This is a genomic window from Streptococcus mitis (genome assembly GCF_902159415.1).
Classification (GTDB): Bacteria; Bacillota; Bacilli; order Lactobacillales; family Streptococcaceae; genus Streptococcus; species Streptococcus mitis_BG.
On the sequence record NZ_CABGJU010000001.1, the window covers coordinates 268,143 to 288,449 of the forward strand.

The 20,307-nt window shown below is 39.4% G+C and carries 18 protein-coding genes, 2 tRNA genes and 1 pseudogene; all 21 read left to right on the top strand.

The annotated features are described in order from the left end of the window. Nucleotides 1–22: 22 nt before the first annotated feature. Nucleotides 23–121, top strand: a pseudogene (locus tag FN031_RS09200) (YkvA family protein); the annotation flags it as partial. A 118-nt stretch (nucleotides 122–239) separates the two neighbouring features. Continuing rightward, complete coding sequence (locus FN031_RS01345; protein WP_260604677.1) at nucleotides 240–782, top strand: hypothetical protein; 543 nt, start codon at nucleotides 240–242, stop codon at nucleotides 780–782. A 776-nt stretch (nucleotides 783–1,558) separates the two neighbouring features. Further along, nucleotides 1,559–2,443: an aminoglycoside 6-adenylyltransferase gene (locus tag FN031_RS01360; RefSeq protein ID WP_142556958.1), complete on the top strand. Its 885-nt coding sequence runs from the start codon at nucleotides 1,559–1,561 to the stop codon at nucleotides 2,441–2,443. 188 nt (nucleotides 2,444–2,631) lie between these two features. Next, a complete protein-coding gene (gene parC / locus FN031_RS01365; RefSeq protein WP_142556960.1) occupies nucleotides 2,632–5,109 on the top strand; it encodes a DNA topoisomerase IV subunit A in 2,478 nt (825 codons plus the stop codon). A 130-nt stretch (nucleotides 5,110–5,239) separates the two neighbouring features. Next, on the top strand, nucleotides 5,240–6,262 hold the full coding sequence (locus tag FN031_RS01370; RefSeq protein ID WP_142556963.1) for a branched-chain amino acid aminotransferase: 1,023 nt from the start codon (nucleotides 5,240–5,242) through the stop codon (nucleotides 6,260–6,262). A 21-nt stretch (nucleotides 6,263–6,283) separates the two neighbouring features. Further along, nucleotides 6,284–8,251: a peptide ABC transporter substrate-binding protein gene (locus FN031_RS01375; RefSeq protein WP_142556965.1), complete on the top strand. Its 1,968-nt coding sequence runs from the start codon at nucleotides 6,284–6,286 to the stop codon at nucleotides 8,249–8,251. A gap of 34 nt (nucleotides 8,252–8,285) precedes the next feature. Beyond that, a complete protein-coding gene (locus FN031_RS01380; protein WP_142556966.1) occupies nucleotides 8,286–8,975 on the top strand; it encodes a 5-oxoproline transporter, DUF969 family subunit in 690 nt (229 codons plus the stop codon). Further along, a complete protein-coding gene (locus tag FN031_RS01385) occupies nucleotides 8,972–9,895 on the top strand; it encodes a DUF979 domain-containing protein (RefSeq protein WP_142556968.1) in 924 nt (307 codons plus the stop codon). The genes FN031_RS01380 and FN031_RS01385 overlap by 4 nt, the downstream gene beginning before the upstream one ends. A gap of 13 nt (nucleotides 9,896–9,908) precedes the next feature. Then, entirely contained in the window at nucleotides 9,909–10,553 is a 645-nt protein-coding gene (pcp, locus tag FN031_RS01390; protein ID WP_142556970.1) for a pyroglutamyl-peptidase I, read from the top strand. 134 nt (nucleotides 10,554–10,687) lie between these two features. Beyond that, on the top strand, nucleotides 10,688–10,918 hold the full coding sequence (locus FN031_RS01395; protein WP_075567747.1) for a DUF2969 domain-containing protein: 231 nt from the start codon (nucleotides 10,688–10,690) through the stop codon (nucleotides 10,916–10,918). A 49-nt stretch (nucleotides 10,919–10,967) separates the two neighbouring features. Next, nucleotides 10,968–11,048 (top strand) — tRNA-Tyr (locus tag FN031_RS01400). 9 nt (nucleotides 11,049–11,057) lie between these two features. Beyond that, nucleotides 11,058–11,129, top strand: a tRNA-Gln gene (locus tag FN031_RS01405). Nucleotides 11,130–11,292: 163 nt separating this feature from the next. Next, complete coding sequence (gene rpsA, locus FN031_RS01410) at nucleotides 11,293–12,495, top strand: 30S ribosomal protein S1 (protein WP_049529459.1); 1,203 nt, start codon at nucleotides 11,293–11,295, stop codon at nucleotides 12,493–12,495. An 85-nt stretch (nucleotides 12,496–12,580) separates the two neighbouring features. Next, nucleotides 12,581–13,078, top strand: a complete 498-nt coding sequence (locus tag FN031_RS01415) for a GAF domain-containing protein (RefSeq protein WP_142556972.1) — start codon at nucleotides 12,581–12,583, stop codon at nucleotides 13,076–13,078. After that, on the top strand, nucleotides 13,078–14,742 hold the full coding sequence (gene dnaX, locus FN031_RS01420; RefSeq protein ID WP_142556974.1) for a DNA polymerase III subunit gamma/tau: 1,665 nt from the start codon (nucleotides 13,078–13,080) through the stop codon (nucleotides 14,740–14,742). The genes FN031_RS01415 and dnaX overlap by 1 nt, the downstream gene beginning before the upstream one ends. A 19-nt stretch (nucleotides 14,743–14,761) precedes the next feature. After that, nucleotides 14,762–14,956: a DUF3272 family protein gene (locus tag FN031_RS01425; RefSeq protein WP_142556976.1), complete on the top strand. Its 195-nt coding sequence runs from the start codon at nucleotides 14,762–14,764 to the stop codon at nucleotides 14,954–14,956. Between the two features lie 87 nt (nucleotides 14,957–15,043). Next, a complete protein-coding gene (gene sufC / locus FN031_RS01430) occupies nucleotides 15,044–15,814 on the top strand; it encodes a Fe-S cluster assembly ATPase SufC (protein ID WP_142556978.1) in 771 nt (256 codons plus the stop codon). A 27-nt stretch (nucleotides 15,815–15,841) separates the two neighbouring features. Beyond that, complete coding sequence (gene sufD, locus FN031_RS01435; RefSeq protein WP_142556980.1) at nucleotides 15,842–17,104, top strand: Fe-S cluster assembly protein SufD; 1,263 nt, start codon at nucleotides 15,842–15,844, stop codon at nucleotides 17,102–17,104. Between the two features lie 10 nt (nucleotides 17,105–17,114). Next, nucleotides 17,115–18,341 carry a cysteine desulfurase gene (locus FN031_RS01440; protein WP_142556981.1) on the top strand — a complete coding sequence of 409 codons (1,227 nt, stop codon included), beginning with the start codon at nucleotides 17,115–17,117 and terminating at the stop codon, nucleotides 18,339–18,341. Beyond that, nucleotides 18,328–18,768: a Fe-S cluster assembly sulfur transfer protein SufU gene (gene sufU, locus FN031_RS01445; RefSeq protein WP_142556983.1), complete on the top strand. Its 441-nt coding sequence runs from the start codon at nucleotides 18,328–18,330 to the stop codon at nucleotides 18,766–18,768. Before FN031_RS01440 ends, sufU begins: the two co-directional genes overlap by 14 nt. A gap of 57 nt (nucleotides 18,769–18,825) precedes the next feature. Next, entirely contained in the window at nucleotides 18,826–20,238 is a 1,413-nt protein-coding gene (sufB, locus tag FN031_RS01450; RefSeq protein WP_142556985.1) for a Fe-S cluster assembly protein SufB, read from the top strand. The last annotated feature ends 69 nt before the right edge of the window (nucleotides 20,239–20,307 follow it).

Sequence of the window (20,307 nt, forward strand, 5' to 3'; positions counted from 1 at the left end):
TCCTTATGGAACTATTTTAGCCGTTTTAAGCGCACTTATTTATTTCCTTTCCCCAATTGACATTATTCCAGATTTTATTCCCCTAGCAGGCTACTTGGATGATATGGCGGTTCTAGGACTTTGTATGAATATGTTAAAAATAGACATTGAAACCTATGATAAATGGCGTCAGTCTCAAGGATTGATCTGAAAAATCATCTATATTTCTTAATTTTAGCTCTCTAAAAGAGGTATACATCATGATAAGTTTATTGTATCATACTCCTTTTCTTGCGATAGTTTTAGCTATAGGTACAGTTATGTTTATAACAGCTAAACAAGGAAAACCTGAGAAAATTCGCTTTTTTGAATTCTTACTATTAGCTATAGTAACCGCCTGTGTCTTTTTATTTGATAATCCTTTTAGATCCAATCCTTATGCGGGTTTGCTATTCTATACTTTTGACATTTTTATTTTCACACCAGCTAGCTTAGCTTTTGGATTCACAGCTATTTATAAGAGCAATAAACATCTCAAACATTATCCTAGTAGTTACTCAAAACTTCTTAGGCTAAATGCCTGGTTTTTAGAAATATTTTCAGTTATTAATTTCCTATTTTTAATGCTGACGGAAGAAATGGGAATTATGTTGCTGCTACCATTTTTTGGAATTAGTTCTATCATTCAATTTATAGTCGGAGAGCTTGAAAGAAAAAGAGTTCAGAAGCTTCTTAAGCAAAGAAAAGAAGATGCTGTTATTCAGAACCCAGAGGCAACTGAGAGTGAACAACATGAGAACTGACCAGGAGATGCTTGAACTAATTTTAGGAACAGTTAAAACTTTAAAAGTTGACACTGGTAAGAACTCAAGTATCTCCTCTTGAATAATCTAACGGAAAATATCACTCAGGCCGGTTTCTTTAGGGGACGCCTTATACTATTTGAAGGATATTGTCTTTACCATACAGGAAAGTTGCATCGTTCAAGTAAAAATGATTGTCACATTTGTTGTGTAAATAATATGTATAACTAATGGAGGTTCAGTAATGAGTAGTGAATCTATAATTTCTATTTTCATTGTTGTCATAGTAATTTTTGGAATTATAAGTAATTTAATATCCAACTTGGGGAGAAAAGAGTATGCTCGTTCAATATCCCTGTTTTTACTGTCCGTTTTCACTATTGGTGTCTGTCTATCAAATATACCAGCGGAAGGTAACTTTTACTATGGGTTAAGATTTATTGGGATAAAATTTATTTTGTTTTATATGGACTATTTCGCCCCCTTGATGTTTGTTTATTCGTTTTATACTCTATATAAGAGTGTAATCCATTGTAGGCATTTTACGAGCAAATTTGCTATAGTACTTCGATTCAATGCCACCTTCATTTTTCTCCTTTCATTGGTAAATATGTTTATTGTCTGGGAAATGATGAAAAAATACCAAAGAAGTAACATAATATATATTTGTTATATTTTAATTGTTTTAGGGATTTGCTCAACTATCCAATTAATCGTAGGGGAACTTGAGAAGAAAAGAATACAAGTCCTTCAGAAACAAGAGGAACTAGATAGTTATGAAAAATAACTTAATTAAAGATAGGTGCAGAAAATATAGAAGTCAAGAGCAAATGCTGAGGTTGATTTTACAGACTGCTAAATCTTTACAAGTTGATGCTGTCGCTTTATCTGGTTCACGAACGGATACAAAAGCTCCAAAAGATGAGTTTCAGGATTACGACGTAGTCTATGTTGTGGACGACTTAGACACTCTAACAAGAGATCTTGCTTGGTTGCACCAGTTTGGTACACGTAACATTGAGCAACATAATATCCTAGGAAACCGTCGTCTCTACCTCATGCTTTTCGAAGACGGCAACCGAATCGATTTAACCCTTTGCCCAAAAGAGCACATCCAAGAATGGGTTGATAGCGAGGCAGGATTCACAGTTTTAGTAGATGAGAAGAGCTTGTTCGAGTCCTATTCTCCCAGTCCTCAGCGTTTCTGGATAAGCCCAGCTAGTGAGACGGATTTTGAAAAAACTTGCAATGAATTTTGGTGGGTGTCAGCCTACGTGGTCAAAGGACTTTGTCGTAAGCAAGTCATTTATGCAACGGACCATCTCTACGGTATTTGCCAGCAAGAATTCTTGAAAATCTTGGCTTGGCAGGTCGCAAGAGACAGGGGAGCAGTCGACATCGGTAAAAATTACAAGTATCTCTTTAACTACTTGCCTGCTGAGAAAGAGAAGGAATTCTCGAATCTGTTGGATTTCTCAAGTTTAGAGAAAATTACTCAGTCTTTATTTGCTACCATGCAACTTTTCCACCAAGAAGCTCAATATCTTGCTCAAAAGATGGGCTTTAAGTATAAAAAAGAAGTAGCTGAGAAGATGATGAGATATGCTAAGAAAAAACTTCTAAATCACATAGAAAATAAAGAACACAATTCAAAACTTTAAACTACAGAAAGGATAGTTTGGTTATATAAAGTAACTGAAATCCTTTTCTATAAAATCTACTCTACATTCTTTGAAAGGAGTTGAACACGCCCTAAATACTGTGTGAAAAAGATAAATTCTCTTGTGAGCATCGCTCACTGCAAGAATTTCCTATTTTCACTTTGTATTTTACGGGCTTTGTATCCTATATGAGTAATATCCAAAATATGTCCTTGGAGGACATCATGGGAGAGCGCTTTGGTCGCTACTCCAAATATATCATTCAAGACCGGGCTTTGCCAGACATTCGGGATGGATTGAAGCCGGTTCAACGCCGTATTCTTTATTCGATGAATAAGGATGGCAATACTTTTGATAAGAGCTACCGTAAGTCGGCCAAGTCAGTCGGGAACATCATGGGTAATTTTCACCCACACGGAGATTCTTCGATCTATGATGCCATGGTCCGTATGTCTCAGAACTGGAAAAACCGTGAGATTCTAGTTGAAATGCACGGTAATAACGGTTCTATGGACGGAGATCCGCCTGCGGCTATGCGTTATACTGAGGCTCGTTTGTCAGAAATTGCAGGCTACCTTCTTCAAGATATCGAGAAAAAGACTGTTCCTTTTGCTTGGAACTTTGACGATACTGAGAAAGAACCAACTGTCTTACCAGCAGCCTTTCCAAATCTTTTAGTCAATGGTTCAACCGGGATTTCAGCTGGTTATGCCACAGATATTCCACCACATAATTTGGCCGAAGTTATTGATGCGACAGTCTACATGATTGATCATCCGACTGCCAATGTAGATAAGCTGATGGAATTCTTGCCTGGGCCAGACTTTCCTACAGGAGCTATCATCCAAGGTCGTGACGAGATCAAAAAGGCCTATGAAACTGGTAAGGGGCGCGTGGTTATTCGTTCCAAGACTGAAATTGAGAAGTTAAAAGGTGGTAAGGAACAAATCGTTGTTACTGAGATTCCTTATGAGATTAATAAGGCAAATCTAGTCAAGAAAATCGATGAAGTCCGTGTCAATAACAAGGTAGCAGGTATTGCAGAGGTTCGTGATGAGTCTGACCGTGATGGTCTTCGTATCGCGATCGAACTCAAGAAAGATGCCAATACCGAGCTTGTTCTCAACTATCTTTTTAAATACACTGACTTGCAAATCAACTACAACTTCAACATGGTGGCGATTGACAATTTCACGCCTCGCCAGGTTGGGATTGTGCCAATCTTGTCTAGTTATATTGCCCACCGTCGCGAAGTCATCTTAGCACGTTCACGTTTTGACAAGGAAAAGGCTGAAAAACGTCTCCATATCGTGGAAGGTTTGATTCGTGTCATCTCTATTTTAGATGAAGTCATTGCTCTTATCCGTGCTTCTGAGAACAAGGCTGATGCCAAGGAAAACCTCAAGGTCAGTTATGATTTTACTGAAGAGCAGGCTGAAGCTATTGTTACCTTGCAACTATACCGTTTGACCAATACAGACGTAGTTGTCTTGCAGGAAGAAGAAGCAGAACTCCGCGAAAAAATTGCTATGCTGGCGGCTATCATTGGTGACGAACGGACTATGTACAATCTCATGAAAAAAGAACTTCGTGAGGTCAAGAGACAGTTTGCGACACCTCGTTTGAGTTCTTTAGAAGATACAGCAAAAGTGATCGAGATTGATACAGCTAGCCTTATCGCAGAGGAAGATACCTATGTCAGCGTGACGAAGGCCGGCTATATCAAGCGTACTAGCCCTCGTTCTTTCTCAGCTTCAACGTTAGAGGAAATTGGTAAACGGGATGATGACCGATTGCTATTTATCCAATCTGTTAAGACAACTCAACATCTCTTAATCTTTACGACACTAGGAAATGTTATCTACCGTCCTGTCCATGAATTAGCAGATATTCGTTGGAAGGATATCGGAGAGCATTTGAGTCAAACGATTACCAACTTTGAAACCAATGAAGAAATACTTTACGTAGAAGTTGTGGATCAGTTTGATGATGCGACGACCTACTTTGCAGCGACTCGCCTTGGACAAATCAAGCGTGTCGAACGAAAAGAATTCTCTCCATGGAGAACCTATCGTTCTAAGTCTGTCAAATATGCTAAGTTGAAAGACGATAGTGACCAGATTGTAGCAGTAGCTCCGATTAAATTGGATGATGTTTTGTTGATTAGTAAAAATGGATATGCCCTTCGCTTTAATATCGAAGAGGTTCCAGTTGTTGGAGCCAAGGCTGCTGGTGTCAAAGCTATGAATCTGAAAGCAGATGATGAGCTTCAAGCTGCCTTTATCTGCAATACTTCATCTTTCTATCTGTTAACGCAACGTGGAAGCTTGAAACGTGTATCAACAGAGGAAATTCCAGCAACCAGTCGTGCTAAGCGTGGTCTTCAAGTTCTGAGAGAATTGAAGAGTAAACCACATCGCGTCTTCTTGGCCGGTGCTGTCTCAGAACAAGGATTTATCGGAGATCTCTTCAGTACAGAAGTGGAAGATGGCGAACAAACTCTGGTTGTTCAATCAAATAATGGAACGATTTACGAAGCAATTCTGCAAGATTTGAATCTATCAGAGCGCACAAGTAATGGAAGCTTTATCTCAGATACTATTTCAGACGAGGAAGTTTTCGATGCCTACCTCAAAGAAGTCTTTAAAGAAGAAAAAGATAATTAAGAAGAAAATCAGTCCTAGTGACTGATTTTTTATAAGTAAAATTTTCAGAAAATTACAAATAATACTTGAATTTTTAGGAGAATAGTGTAGAATAGAACACATAGTTTTGATTAGAATAGAGGAGAAAAATATGACAGTTGCAATTGATTGGGAAAATCTCGGTTTTGCCTATATGAAATTACCTTATCGTTACATTGCTCATTTTCAAAATGGACAATGGAATCAGGGAGAATTAACAGAAGATGCAACCTTGCATATTTCAGAATCATCTCCAAGCCTTCACTATGGACAGCAAGCATTTGAAGGATTGAAAGCCTATCGTACAAAGGATGGCAGTATTCAACTCTTCCGTCCAGATGAAAATGCTAAACGACTCCAACGTACCTGCGACCGTCTCTTGATGCCCCAAGTACCAACAGAAATGTTTGTAGAGGCTTGTAAGTCAGTAGTTCGAGCTAATGAAGAATACGTACCACCTTATGGAACTGGTGGAACCCTTTACCTTCGTCCGCTCTTGATTGGTGTCGGAGATATCATCGGGGTAAAACCAGCCGAGGAGTATATTTTCACTATCTTTGCTATGCCTGTCGGAAACTACTTTAAAGGTGGGTTGACACCGACGAATTTTTTGATTCAAGACGAATATGACCGTGCGGCACCGAATGGGACAGGAGCTGCCAAGGTCGGTGGTAACTATGCAGCTAGTCTTTTGCCAGGAAAAATGGCTAAATCCCGTCATTTCTCAGATGTTATTTATCTAGACCCATCAACCCACACTAAGATTGAAGAAGTTGGTTCCGCAAACTTCTTTGGAATTACAGCTGATAATGAGTTTGTAACCCCAATGAGTCCGTCAATTTTGCCATCGATTACCAAGTATTCATTGCTTTACTTGGCAGAGCATCGTTTGGGATTGAAACCTGTTGAGGGGGATGTGCCAATCGATGACTTAGAGCGATTTGTAGAAGCAGGGGCCTGTGGTACTGCTGCTGTAATCTCGCCAATTGGAGGAATCCAACACGGTGAGGACTTCCATGTTTTCTACAGTGAGACAGAGGTTGGTCCAGTGACTCGTAGGTTATACGATGAATTGACAGGTATCCAATTTGGTGACATTGAAGCACCAGAAGGTTGGATTGTAAAAGTAGATTAAAAATTATTAAAGGAGATCTTTATGAAAACGAAAAAGTGGATGTTAACAGCAGGCGTGGTCCTGAGTACAGCAGTTCTTCTTGTAGCTTGTGGGAAAGCTGATAAAGAAGCAGATGCACCTACAACCTTCTCTTATGTCTATGGAGTAGACCCATCATCTTTGGACTACAGTATTGCAACTCGTACTTCAACAACGGATATTATTGGTAACGTTGTTGATGGATTGTTGGAAAACGATGAATATGGAAATTTGGTTCCTTCACTAGCAGAAGACTGGAGTGTCTCACAAGACGGTTTGACTTATACTTATAAACTTCGTAAAGGGGTTAAATGGTACACGTCAGAAGGTGAAGAATACGCTGAAGTAACTGCGCATGACTTTGTTACTGGACTAAAACACGTAGCAGATGGTAAATCAGACGGTGTCACTCTTATTCAAAATTCCATTAAGGGCTTGAATGAATATATGACTGGTGAGACTAATGACTTCTCTACAGTTGGGGTTAAGGCATTGGATGACTACACAGTCCAGTATACTCTTAATGCACCTGAAAGTTTCTGGAATTCGAAAGTAACTTCAGCAACCATGTTGCCGGTAAACGAGGAATTCCTCAAAGCTTCGGGTAAGAACTACGGAGCAGTTAGTCCATCTGGTATCCTTTATAACGGACCGTATATCCTGAAGACATTGACTTCAAAATCTTTAATCGAATACGAAAAGAATCCAAATTATTGGGATAAAGAGAAGGTTAAAATTGAGAAAGTAAAATTGACCTACTATGATGGTTCAGACCAAGAATCATTAATCCGTAGCTTCTCTTCAGGTGTTTATACAACAGCTCGTATCTTCCCAAGTAGCTCAAACTTTGCTTCTACATTGGAACAATACGGAGATAAAATCACATACAGTCCACAGGATTCAACTAGTTATTACTTTACCTTTAACGTAAACCGTCAATCTTACAATAAGACTGCGAAAACAAGTGAAGAACAGAAAACTTCTACAAAAGAAGCGATGTTGAACAAGGACTTCCGTCAAGCAATCAACTTTGCTTTCAACCGTCATTCATATGCTGCACAGCTCAATGGTGAAGATGGTGCGGACAAGATTATTCGTAACAGTCTAGTTCCAGATAACTTTGTACAATCTGGTGGTAAAAACTTTGGTGATATCGCTCAAGCAGAATTGGTCAACTATGGAAACCAATGGAAAGGCGTTGAACTTGTAGACGGAAAAGATACTATCTACAATCCAGACAAAGCCAAAGCTTCATTCGAAAAAGCTAAGAAAGAATTGGAAGCAAAAGGTGTAACCTTCCCAATTCATTTGGATGTTCCAGTTGAACAGACAGATACAATCGCCGTTCAACAAAGCAATTCCTTCAAACAATCAATCGAGTCAACTCTTGGTTCTGAAAATGTCGTGATCGATGTCCTTCAGATGACCGATAACGAAAAGGAAAGCATTACATCGCAAGCGCGTGTTCCAGCCCAAAAAGACTATGACTTGAACAGTACTGGATGGGCTCCAAGCTACCAAGACCCAGCAAGTTATCTTAATATCATGGATCCTAAGACTGGTTCTGCTATGAAACACCTTGGTATTACGAAAGGTAAAGACAAGGAAGTAGTAGCTCAACTTGGTCTGGACGAATATAAGAAACTCTTGGATGATGCAGTTTCTGAAACAAACGATTTGGACAAGAGATATGAAAAATATGCTAAAGCTCAAGCATGGCTCACTGATAGTTCTCTCTTGATGCCAACAGCTTCATCAGGTGGCTCACCAGTTGTCAGCAACGTCGTTCCATTCTCTAAACCATACTCACAAGTAGGTATTAAGGGTAATCCATATATCTTCAAGGAAATGAAATTGCAAAAAGAAATTGTATCTGCTAAAGAATATCAAGCAGCTCTTGAAAAATGGCAAAAAGAAAAATTGGAATCAAACAGTAAATACCAAAAAGAACTAGAAAGTCATGTCAAATAAAACAGACTAGTATTTTTGGAATAAAGGGGCCTATATGGAATGGATTAAACTAATAGGGATAGTTATCATTGTGATTGGTTTTATCTATAAATTAGATACCATCGCAACGGTAGTCTTAGCTAGTTTAGTTACAGCTCTAGTTTCTGGAGTTTCTCTTGTTGAGTTCTTGGATATTTTAGGAAGAGAATTTAGCAATCAACGAGTTCTTACGATTTTTATGATAACCTTGCCCTTGGTTGGTTTATCTGAAACTTTTGGCCTTAAGCAACGTTCAATTGACTTGATTCAAAAGATTAAAGGACTGACCGTAGGAAGTTTTTATACAATTTATTTCTTTTTTCGGGAACTCGACGGGTTCTTTGCCATTCGTCTAGGAGGGCAGCCACAGTTTGTAAGGCCTTTGGTTCAACCCATGGGACAAGCAGCGGCAGAGTCACAATTAGGTAGAAAATTAACGGAGCAGGAGAGCGAAGCGCTAAAAGCGCGTGCAGCAGCAAATGATAATTTTGCAAATTTCTTTGCTCAGAATACTTTCGTTGGTGCAGGTGGTGTCCTCTTGGTGGGGGGCACTCTGGACCAATTAGGTTACGAAAGTAATTATGCAGGGATCGCTTCGGCTTCTCTTATTGTTGCAGGAGTTGCTCTACTTGTGGTAGGGATTTACAATTACTTATTTGATAGAAAACTGCTAGCGAATAAGCTTAGTAAAGGAAAAGATGAATGACCAATCTAGCAAGACAGTTATTAGAGTTAACCTATATTGTGATTGGTTGTCAATTTCTTCACACGGCCTACTGTAGCTATAAAGACAAAACAAACCCAGTTCGATATGGAACAGCTGGGTTTTGGGCTTTATTGGGAATCAGTTTTATTGGAGGTTCCTATCTACCATCTATCTGTATTGGAGTTATCGTAGTGCTCTTAGCCCTACTAACGCTCTTTAAACAGGTTCGTATCGGAACCTTACCGTCTCTGGATGAAGTCAAGGCAAATATTGAAGCTAAACGGTTGAAGAATAAAATTTTTATTCCAGTCATGTTGATGGCTTTAATTGCTTTAGTATTAGCAAAAGTGATTCCGGAGTTTAGTAAGATTGCTATCAGCCTTGCAGCATTTTTTGCAACCATCTCTCTTTTATTGATTACTAAGAGTTCTCCTAAAAGTTTGTTATCAGAAAACAATCGCATGGTTCAGCAAGTCTCAACTAGTGGTATTGTTCCCCAACTTTTAGGAGCTTTGGGGGCTATTTTTACTGTAGCTGGAGTTGGAGACTTGATTTCTCACTTGATAAGCGGTATAGTTCCTTCGGGCAGTCGTTTTATGGGTGTGTTAGCTTATGTCCTTGGGATGGTTTTATTCTCCATGATAATGGGTAATGTCTTTGCAGCCTTTGCTGTCATTACTGCTGGAATTGGTGTTCCCTTTGTATTTTCCTTGGGAGCAGATCCAATCGTGGCGGGTGCTCTTGCTATGACAGCAGGTTGTTGTGGGACTCTATTAACCCCAATGGCTGCCAATTTCAATACATTACCTGTAGCCCTTTTGGATATGAGAGATCCAAATGGCGTTATCAAAGCGCAAGTAGGAGTAGCTATTGTCATGATTATCATACATGTATTTCTGATGTACTTTTTGGCATTTTAGTAAAGGAAATAAAATGAAAATATTAGTTACAGGATTTGATCCTTTTGGTGGTGAAAAGGTTAATCCAGCTCTAGAAGCAGTTAAATCATTACCTTCTGAAATCAATGGTGCAGAGCTTCATTGGGCAGTAATCCCAACGGTCTTTTATAAATCAGCAGAGGTTTTAGAAGCAGAAATAAATCGATACCATCCAGATGTTGTGCTTTGCATCGGACAAGCAGGAGGAAGAGCGAATTTAACTCCTGAGAGAGTTGCTATCAATCAAGATGATGCTAGAATTCCAGATAACCAAGGAAATCAACCGATTGACACTCCAATTCGCCTTGATGGAGAAGCTGCCTACTTTAGCACACTCCCTATCAAAGCAATGGTACAAGCCATAAAAGAAGAAGGGCTACCTGCTTCAGTATCCAATACAGCTGGAACCTTTGTTTGCAATCATCTGATGTATCAGGCACTCTATTTAGCGGATAAGAAATTTCCTAATATGAGAGCAGGATTTATGCATATTCCCTATATGACAGAACAAGTGGTAAATAAGCCTAATACTGCATCCATGTGCTTAAGAGATATTATCCGAGGTATCGAAGCTGCGATTGGTGCTATCGTAGACCATAAAGATAAAGATTTGAAATTAGTCGGAGGAACGACTCACTAATAATTCAAATTTCAAATTAAAAAATTCCTTATTCTATTCATTAAACTCTCTATCAAGATTAGCTTGATAGAGAGTTTTTTCTTGCTAGATTAGGGAATTTCTTGTAAAATAGAAAAAGTGAAAAGAGGTATAGTATGAGTAAAAAAGATAAAAAAATTGAAATTCAATTATCAGATGCAACTGTATTAGTTGGGAAAGAAAAATATGATGGTTATACGTTAACTATTGGGAAAAAGATTATTGGTGAAATTGCCGAATTAGACAATCAATTTGCCATCATCAAGAATGGGAATGTAGATGCTTTCTATAAGAAACTTGACCAAGCTGTTGAAGTATTGATTGAAAACTACAATTTAGCAAAATAGTGCTTGTTTTTTGTAAATTTTCATGATATAATAAACTTTGTTGATTGTCGGAGAGATAGCGAAGAGGCTAAACGCGGCGGACTGTAAATCCGCTCCTTCGGGTTCGGGGGTTCGAATCCCTCTCTCTCCATATCACTATTGGGGTATAGCCAAGCGGTAAGGCAAGGGACTTTGACTCCCTCATGCGTTGGTTCGAATCCAGCTACCCCAGTTCTTAGGTAATAAATTCAAGAATAAAGGGAAAATATCTTAGGGTATTTTATTTTTATAATTGAAAGACGTGAACGATATAAACATGTCCTTGCGGGTGCTTAGGAAAAAAATTATAAGTATGTCAAGCTATAGAAAGGCTTGATTGTTGGAGGATTTTTTAGATGAACGAATTTGAAGATTTGCTAAATAGCGTTAGCCAAGTTGAACCTGGTGATGTTGTTAGTGCTGAAGTATTGACAGTAGATGCTACTCAAGCTAACGTTGCAATCTCTGGAACTGGTGTTGAAGGTGTCTTGACTCTTCGCGAATTGACAAACGATCGTGATGCAGATATCAATGACTTTGTAAAAGTAGGTGAAGTATTGGATGTTCTTGTACTTCGTCAAGTAGTTGGTAAAGATACTGATACAGTAACATACCTTGTATCTAAAAAACGCCTTGAAGCTCGCAAAGCATGGGACAAACTTGTAGGACGCGAAGAAGAAGTTGTTACAGTTAAAGGAACTCGCGCTGTTAAAGGCGGACTTTCAGTTGAATTTGAAGGCGTACGTGGATTTATCCCAGCTTCAATGTTGGACACTCGTTTCGTACGCAACACTGAGCGTTTTGTAGGTCAAGAATTTGAAGCTAAAATCAAAGAAGTTGACCCTAAAGAAAACCGCTTCATCCTTTCACGTCGTGAAGTTGTTGAAGCAGCTACAGCAGCAGCTCGTGCTGAAGTATTTGGTAAATTAGCTGTTGGTGATGTTGTAACTGGTAAAGTTGCACGTATCACAAGCTTTGGTGCATTTATCGACCTTGGTGGTGTTGATGGATTGGTTCACTTAACTGAATTGTCACACGAACGCAACGTTTCACCAAAATCAGTTGTAACTGTTGGTGAAGAAGTTGAAGTTAAAATCCTTGATCTTAACGAAGAAGAAGGACGTGTTTCACTTTCACTTAAAGCTACAACACCTGGACCATGGGATGGCGTTGAGCAAAAATTGGCTAAAGGTGATGTTGTAGAAGGAACAGTTAAACGTTTGACTGACTTCGGTGCATTTGTTGAAGTATTGCCAGGTATCGATGGACTTGTTCACGTATCACAAATTTCACACAAACGTATTGAAAATCCAAAAGAAGCTCTTACTGTTGGTCAAGAAGTTACTGTTAAAGTCCTTGATGTTAACGCAGATGCAGAACGCGTATCACTTTCTATCAAAGCTCTTGAAGAACGTCCAGCTCAAGAAGAAGGACAAAAAGAAGAAAAACGCGCTCCACGTCCACGTCGTCCAAAACGTCAAGAAAAACGTGACTTTGAACTTCCAGAAACACAAACTGGATTCTCAATGGCTGACTTGTTCGGAGACATCGAACTTTAATCTGATTAAAGAATCAATAAATCCTTTGTTTTTAAAACAAGGGATTTTTCTTTTTTCTACTAGTATTTTTTGATATAATGGTTCTATGTTATATTCAGAAAAAGAAGTTCTTTATCAAACACTTAATGAACAGCTCTCTCTTCTCCTAGAAGGAGAGCCCAATGTTTTAGCTAATCTATCAAATGCAAGTGCCTTACTAAAATCAACTTTTCCCAATACGGTTTTTGCAGGTTTCTATTTGTTTGATGGTAACGAGCTTATTTTAGGTCCTTTTCAAGGTGGCGTTTCTTGTGTGAGAATTGCTCTTGGTAAGGGTGTTTGTGGAGAGTCAGCAGCCAGTCGTCAATCGGTCATTGTTGGAGATGTAAAGAACTATTCTAACTATATTTCTTGTGATAGTAAAGCACTTAGTGAAATTGTTGTTCCTATGGTTAAAAAAGGACAGCTTTTGGCTGTTTTGGATTTGGATTCATCTGTTTTAGATGATTACGATGAAATTGATCAGAAGTATTTAGAAGAGTTTGTATCTATTTTGCTAGATAAAACAGAATGGAACTTTTCAATGTTTGAGGAGAAAGTATAATGTATCAGGCCCTTTACCGAAAATATAGAAGCCAGACTTTTTCACAGCTAGTAGGTCAAGAGGTTGTAGCAAAAACTCTTAAACAAGCTGTTGAACAGGAAAAAATAAGCCACGCCTATCTATTTTCAGGTCCTCGTGGAACTGGTAAGACTAGTGTGGCTAAGATTTTTGCTAAGGCCATGAACTGTCCTAATCAAGTGGCGGGGGAGCCTTGTAATAACTGTTACATTTGCCATGCTGTTACAGACGGTAGTTTGGAAGATGTTATCGAAATGGATGCTGCCTCTAACAATGGGGTCGATGAGATTAGAGATATTCGTGACAAATCTACCTATGCTCCTAGTGTTGCTCACTATAAGGTTTATATCATCGACGAAGTTCATATGCTTTCGACTGGTGCCTTTAATGCACTTTTGAAAACACTGGAAGAACCAACACCAAATGTAGTATTTATTTTGGCAACGACTGAGCTTCATAAGATTCCTGCGACAATTTTGTCTCGTGTTCAACGATTTGAGTTTAAGTCCATTAAGACTCAGGATATTCGAGATCATATCTTCCAGATTTTAGAAAAAGAAGGAATTGATTACGAAACAGAAGCTGTTGAAATTATTGCTAGAAGAGCTGAAGGTGGTATGCGAGATGCTTTGTCAATTTTAGATCAAGCTTTAAGTCTCATCAATGAAGATAGATTGACAACAGCCATTTCAGAGGAAATCACTGGAACCATTAGTCTCAGCGCCTTGGACGACTATGTGGCTGCAATATCTCAAAAAGATGTTACCCGTGCTTTAGAAAATCTTCAGGTGATTTTTGATAACGGAAAGAGCATGACACGTTTTGTGACAGATTTGCTGCAGTACTTACGAGATATTTTGATTGTTCAGACGGGGGGAGAAAACACTCACCATAGCCAAACATTCAAGAATAACTTATCTCTGTCACAGGATCTCCTATTTGAAATGATTACCATAGCTACTAGAAGTCTAGCTGATATGAAGGCCAGTCTTCAGCCTAAGATTTATGCTGAAATGATGACCATTCGCCTAGCAGAGCTTGAAGTTAAACCAGCTTTATCAGGTCAAGTAGCTGATGAATTAGCTTCGCTTAGGGAAGAAGTGGCACGTTTGAAACAGGCTCTTTCTAATTCTGGATCAAGTTCAAAACCAACAGCATCACCAGTAATTAGACAGTCTGGCAGTAAGTCTGTTTATCGTGTGGATCGTAATAAGGTTCATTCCATCCTTCAAGAAGCTGTTGAAAGTCCTGATTTAGCCCGTCAAAATCTAATCCGTCTTCAAAATGCATGGGGAGAAGTTATTGAAAGTTTTTCAGGCCCTGATAAGGCACTTTTAGCTGGTTCTCAACCTGTTGCGGCCAATGAACGTCATGCTATTCTCGCCTTTGAATCAAACTTCAATGCTGGCCAAACTATGAAACGAGATAATTTGAATCTAATGTTTGGCAATATTCTCAGTCAAGCAGCTGGTTTTTCTCCAGAAATTTTAGCTATTTCACAAGAAGAATGGAAAGAAGTACGAGCGGACTTTTCTGCTAAGGCTAAATCATCTCAAGGACAAGCTATCAAGGAAGATATTGAGGAGTCAGTACTCCCTCAAGGTTTTGAATTTTTAGCAGATAAAGTAACCATAACTGAAGATTAGATATTTTAAGAATAAGACTATGAGTAGACAACAATTTATCATTATGGCCTTGTTTACAGCTGCTGAGACTTATTATTTTAATGAATCAGTCATGGAACAACGCTATATCATGGCCTTGCTCTGGGCTATTTTGATCCTGAGAAATTTTCGCATCTCTTATATTATGGGGAAAATAATCAATGCCATAGATGATCATATTCAAAGGAGAAAGTAGCGCTTACATTATAGACAAAATAAGAGCCTTTCAGGCTTTTTTTTGCTATACTAGTAAGAGTATACATACATTAAGAAAGGAATTAAGATGTCAGTAATTGAGATTAAAGATCTTCATGTTGAAATTGAAGGTAAGGAAATTTTGAAGGGGGTTAATTTAACCCTTAAAACAGGAGAGATTGCAGCTATCATGGGACCAAATGGGACTGGTAAATCAACTCTTTCTGCAGCTATCATGGGAAACCCTAACTATGAAGTAACCAAAGGTGAGGTTCTATTTGACGGAGTGAACATTCTTGAGTTAGAAGTTGATGAGCGTGCTCGTATGGGACTTTTCCTTGCTATGCAATATCCATCAGAAATTCCTGGAATTACAAATGCTGAATTTCTTCGTGCAGCTATGAATGCTGGTAAAGAAGATGACGAAAAAATTTCAGTTCGTGATTTCATCACTAAATTGGATGAGAAAATGGAATTGCTTAACATGAAAGAAGAAATGGCTGAGCGTTACCTCAATGAAGGTTTTTCTGGAGGTGAAAAGAAACGCAATGAAATTCTTCAACTGTTGATGTTGGAACCAACATTTGCACTTTTGGATGAGATTGACTCTGGTCTTGATATTGATGCCCTTAAAGTTGTTTCTAAAGGTGTTAATGCTATGCGTGGCGAAGGATTCGGTGCCATGATTATTACTCACTACCAACGTCTCCTTAACTACATTACACCTGATGTGGTGCATGTAATGATGGATGGTCGTGTAGTGCTTTCTGGTGGTCCTGAATTGGCAGCGCGTTTGGAACGTGAAGGATACGCAAAATTAGCTGAAGAACTTGGCTATGACTACAAGGAAGAATTGTAATTCCCTCGTATCTTTTAGGAGAAGTAAATGACTAAAGAAAATATTAAACTTTTTTCAGAAATGCACGCCGAACCAAGCTGGTTGTCAGACCTCCGTCTAAAAGCTTTTGATAAAATCGAGAGTTTGGAATTACCAGTCATTGAACGTGTGAAATTTCATCGTTGGAACCTGGGTGATGGAACGATTACGGAGAATGAACCAACAGCAAATGTTCCAGATTTTACAGCTATTGACAATCAGTTAAAATTGGTACAATTAGGTACTCAAACAGTCTTTGAGCAAATTCCAGTTGAGTTGGCTGAGCAAGGGGTGATCTTTACAGACTTCCATTCAGCTTTAGAAGAAATTCCAGAACTCGTAGAAGAATTCTTCATGTCATCAGTCAAATACGATGACGACAAGTTGGCAGCCTACCACACAGCATACTTTAACAGTGGTGCGGTTCTCTACATTCCAGACAATGTAGAAATCACAGAACCTATCGAAGGAATTTTCTACCAAGATAGTGACAGTGATGTGCCATTTAACAAGCATATTCTGATCATTGCAGGTAAAAACTCTAAAATCAGCTACCTCGAACGTTTAGAGTCACGTGGTGAAGGTAGTGCTAAGGTAACTGCCAATATCACAGTTGAAGTTATTGCACGTTCTGGTGCTCAAGTGAAGTTTGCGGCGATTGACCGTCTTGGTGAGAATGTCACTGCCTACATTAGCCGTCGTGGTAAATTAGGCAACGATGCAAGTATTGACTGGGCCATCGGTGTTATGAACGAAGGAAATGTTGTTGCTGACTTTGATAGTGACCTACTTGGAAATGGTAGCCATGCAGACCTCAAGGTCGTAGCACTTTCAAGCGGCCGTCAGGTACAGGGGATTGATACTCGAGTAACTAACTATGGTTGCAACTCTATCGGTAATATCCTCCAACATGGGGTTATCCTTGAAAAAGCAACTTTGACCTTCAATGGTATTGGCCACATCATCAAGGGTGCTAAGGGAGCGGATGCTCAGCAAGAAAGTCGTGTTCTCATGCTTTCAGATCAGGCTCGTTCAGACGCCAACCCAATTCTTTTAATTGATGAAAATGATGTTACTGCAGGGCATGCAGCGTCTATCGGACAAGTGGATCCAGAAGACATGTACTACCTCATGAGTCGTGGATTGGACAAGGCAACTGCAGAACGCTTGGTTGTCCGTGGTTTCCTTGGATCTGTGATCGTTGAGATTCCAGTCAAGGAAGTTCGTGATGAAATGATTGCAACCATCGAAGAAAAACTATTAAAACGCTAAGGTGAGTTTAATGTTAGATGCAGAAGCTATTCGCAAGGATTTTCCAATTTTAGACCAGATTGTCAACGATGAACCTTTGGTCTATCTTGATAATGCTGCGACGACACAAAAACCACTAGCTGTTCTGGAAACCATTAACCGTTACTATGAGCAGGACAATGCCAATGTTCACCGTGGGGTTCATACCTTGGCTGAAAGGGCGACAGCATCTTATGAAGCCGCTCGTGAAACCATTGGTAAGTTTATCAACGCTGGTTCGACAAAGGAAGTACTCTTCACTAGAGGAACTACGACTAGTCTCAACTGGGTGGCACATTTCGCTGAGGAAATCTTGACTGAAGGAGACCAGGTCTTGATTTCAGTCATGGAACACCATTCCAATATTATCCCATGGCAGGAAGCTTGTCTTAAGACTGGAGCTGAGTTAGTCTATGTCTATCTTAAGGACGGGTCTCTAGATATGGATGATTTGCGTTCTAAATTGACTGACAAGGTTAAGTTTGTTTCGCTAACTCACGCCTCAAATGTCCTTGGTGTGGTTAATCCTATCAAAGAAATCACTCAATTGGCTCATGAAGTTGGAGCCATTATGGTGGTGGATGGCGCTCAGTCTACACCTCATATGAAGATTGATGTTCAGGACTTGGATGTGGACTTCTTTGCCTTTTCAGGTCACAAGATGGCTGGGCCAACTGGTATCGGCGTTCTCTATGGCAAAGAAATGTATCTAGAGCAAATGTCACCAGTTGAATTTGGTGGGGAGATGATTGATTTTGTCTACGAGCAATCTGCTAGTTGGAAGGAATTGCCTTGGAAATTCGAGGCTGGAACTCCCAATATGGCTGGTGCTATTGGACTTGCAGCAGCCGTGGATTATCTTGAAAACATTGGCATGGATACCATTGAAGCCCATGAACAAGAACTTATTGCATACGTCTTTCCAAAGTTGCAAGAAATTGAAGGTTTGACCATTTACGGTTCGCAAGATTTGGCTCAACGTTCAGGTGTTATTGCCTTTAACCTAGGTGACCTTCATCCTCACGACCTCGCGACTGCTCTGGATTATGAAGGAGTGGCAGTTCGTGCGGGTCACCATTGTGCGCAACCTCTGCTTCAATATTTGGACGTCCCAGCAACAGCTCGTGCAAGTTTTTATATTTACAATACCAAGGCAGATTGCGATAAACTAGTTGATGCCTTACTAAAGACAAAGGAGTTTTTCAATGGCACTTTCTAAACTAGATAGCCTCTATATGGCAGTGGTAGCAGACCATTCGAAAAATCCCCATCATAAAGGAAAGTTAGAAGATGCTGAACAAATCAGTCTCAACAATCCGACCTGCGGTGATGTCATCAATCTCTCTGTCAAGTTTGATGCAGAAGATCGTTTGGAAGATATTGCTTTTCTAAACTCAGGCTGTACCATTTCAACGGCCTCTGCTAGTATGATGACGGATGCAGTTTTAGGTAAGACAAAGCAAGAGATATTAGAATTAGCAACCATTTTTTCTGAAATGGTTCAAGGGCAAAAAGATGACAGACAAGATAGTCTCGGCGACGCAGCTTTCTTGTCAGGTGTTGCTAAATTCCCTCAGCGAATCAAGTGTGCAACCCTAGCTTGGAATGCCCTTAAGAAAACAATTGAAAATCAAGATAACAAGTAAGACAAGTTTCTTTTGTCTTATAAATCAATAGAAATAAAGAATGAAAGAAAGGATATTATGGCTGAAGAAAGAGTAGAACCAAAACCAATCGATCTTGGTGAATATAAATTTGGTTTCCATGATGATGTGGAACCAATCTTATCAACAGGTAAAGGATTGAACGAAGGGGTTATTCGTGAATTATCCGCTGCTAAGGGTGAGCCTGAGTGGATGTTAGAATTTCGATTGAAATCTTACGAAACCTTTATGAAAATGCCCATGCAAACTTGGGGAGCAGATTTGTCAGAGATTGACTTTGATGACTTGATTTACTACCAAAAACCATCTGATAAACCAGCTCGCTCCTGGGATGATGTACCTGAAAAGATTAAAGAAACCTTTGAACGGATCGGGATTCCTGAAGCTGAGCGTGCCTATCTAGCTGGAGCTTCTGCCCAGTATGAGTCAGAAGTGGTTTACCATAACATGAAGGAAGAATTTGAGAAGTTAGGAATTATCTTTACAGATACAGATTCTGCCCTCAAGGAATACCCAGACTTGTTTAAACAATACTTCGCTAAGTTGGTACCGCCGACGGATAACAAGTTGGCTGCCCTCAACTCAGCAGTATGGTCTGGTGGAACCTTTATCTATGTACCAAAAGGTGTTAAGGTAGATATTCCGCTTCAAACCTATTTCCGTATCAATAACGAAAATACTGGACAGTTTGAACGCACCTTGATTATCGTTGATAAGGGAGCAAGCGTCCACTACGTAGAAGGATGTACAGCGCCAACTTATTCAAGCAACAGCTTGCACGCCGCCATTGTAGAAATCTTTGCTTTGGATGGAGCTTATATGCGTTATACGACTATTCAAAACTGGTCTGACAACGTTTATAACTTGGTAACCAAACGTGCTAAAGCTTTGAAAGATGCGACAGTTGAGTGGATTGATGGAAACTTAGGTGCCAAAACAACTATGAAATATCCATCTGTTTACCTTGATGGAGAAGGTGCGCGTGGGACTATGCTTTCGATTGCCTTTGCCAATGCAGGGCAACACCAAGATACTGGTGCTAAGATGATCCACAATGCTCCACATACGAGCTCCTCTATCGTCTCTAAATCTATTGCCAAAGGTGGAGGTAAGGTAGACTACCGTGGACAAGTAACCTTTAATAAAAACTCTAAGAAATCTGTTTCTCACATCGAGTGTGACACCATTATCATGGATGACTTGTCAGCATCAGATACCATTCCATTTAATGAAATTCATAACTCACAAGTAGCTTTGGAACACGAAGCTAAGGTATCTAAGATTTCAGAAGAACAACTCTATTACCTTATGAGCCGTGGATTGTCAGAATCTGAGGCAACTGAAATGATTGTCATGGGATTTGTAGAGCCATTTACAAAAGAACTTCCAATGGAATACGCTGTCGAGCTTAACCGCTTGATTAGCTATGAGATGGAAGGATCAGTTGGCTAGATTATATGAACAAAGACAGAACGAATGTTACATTTGTTCTGTTTTTTTAATAATTTTAGTTTATAAATA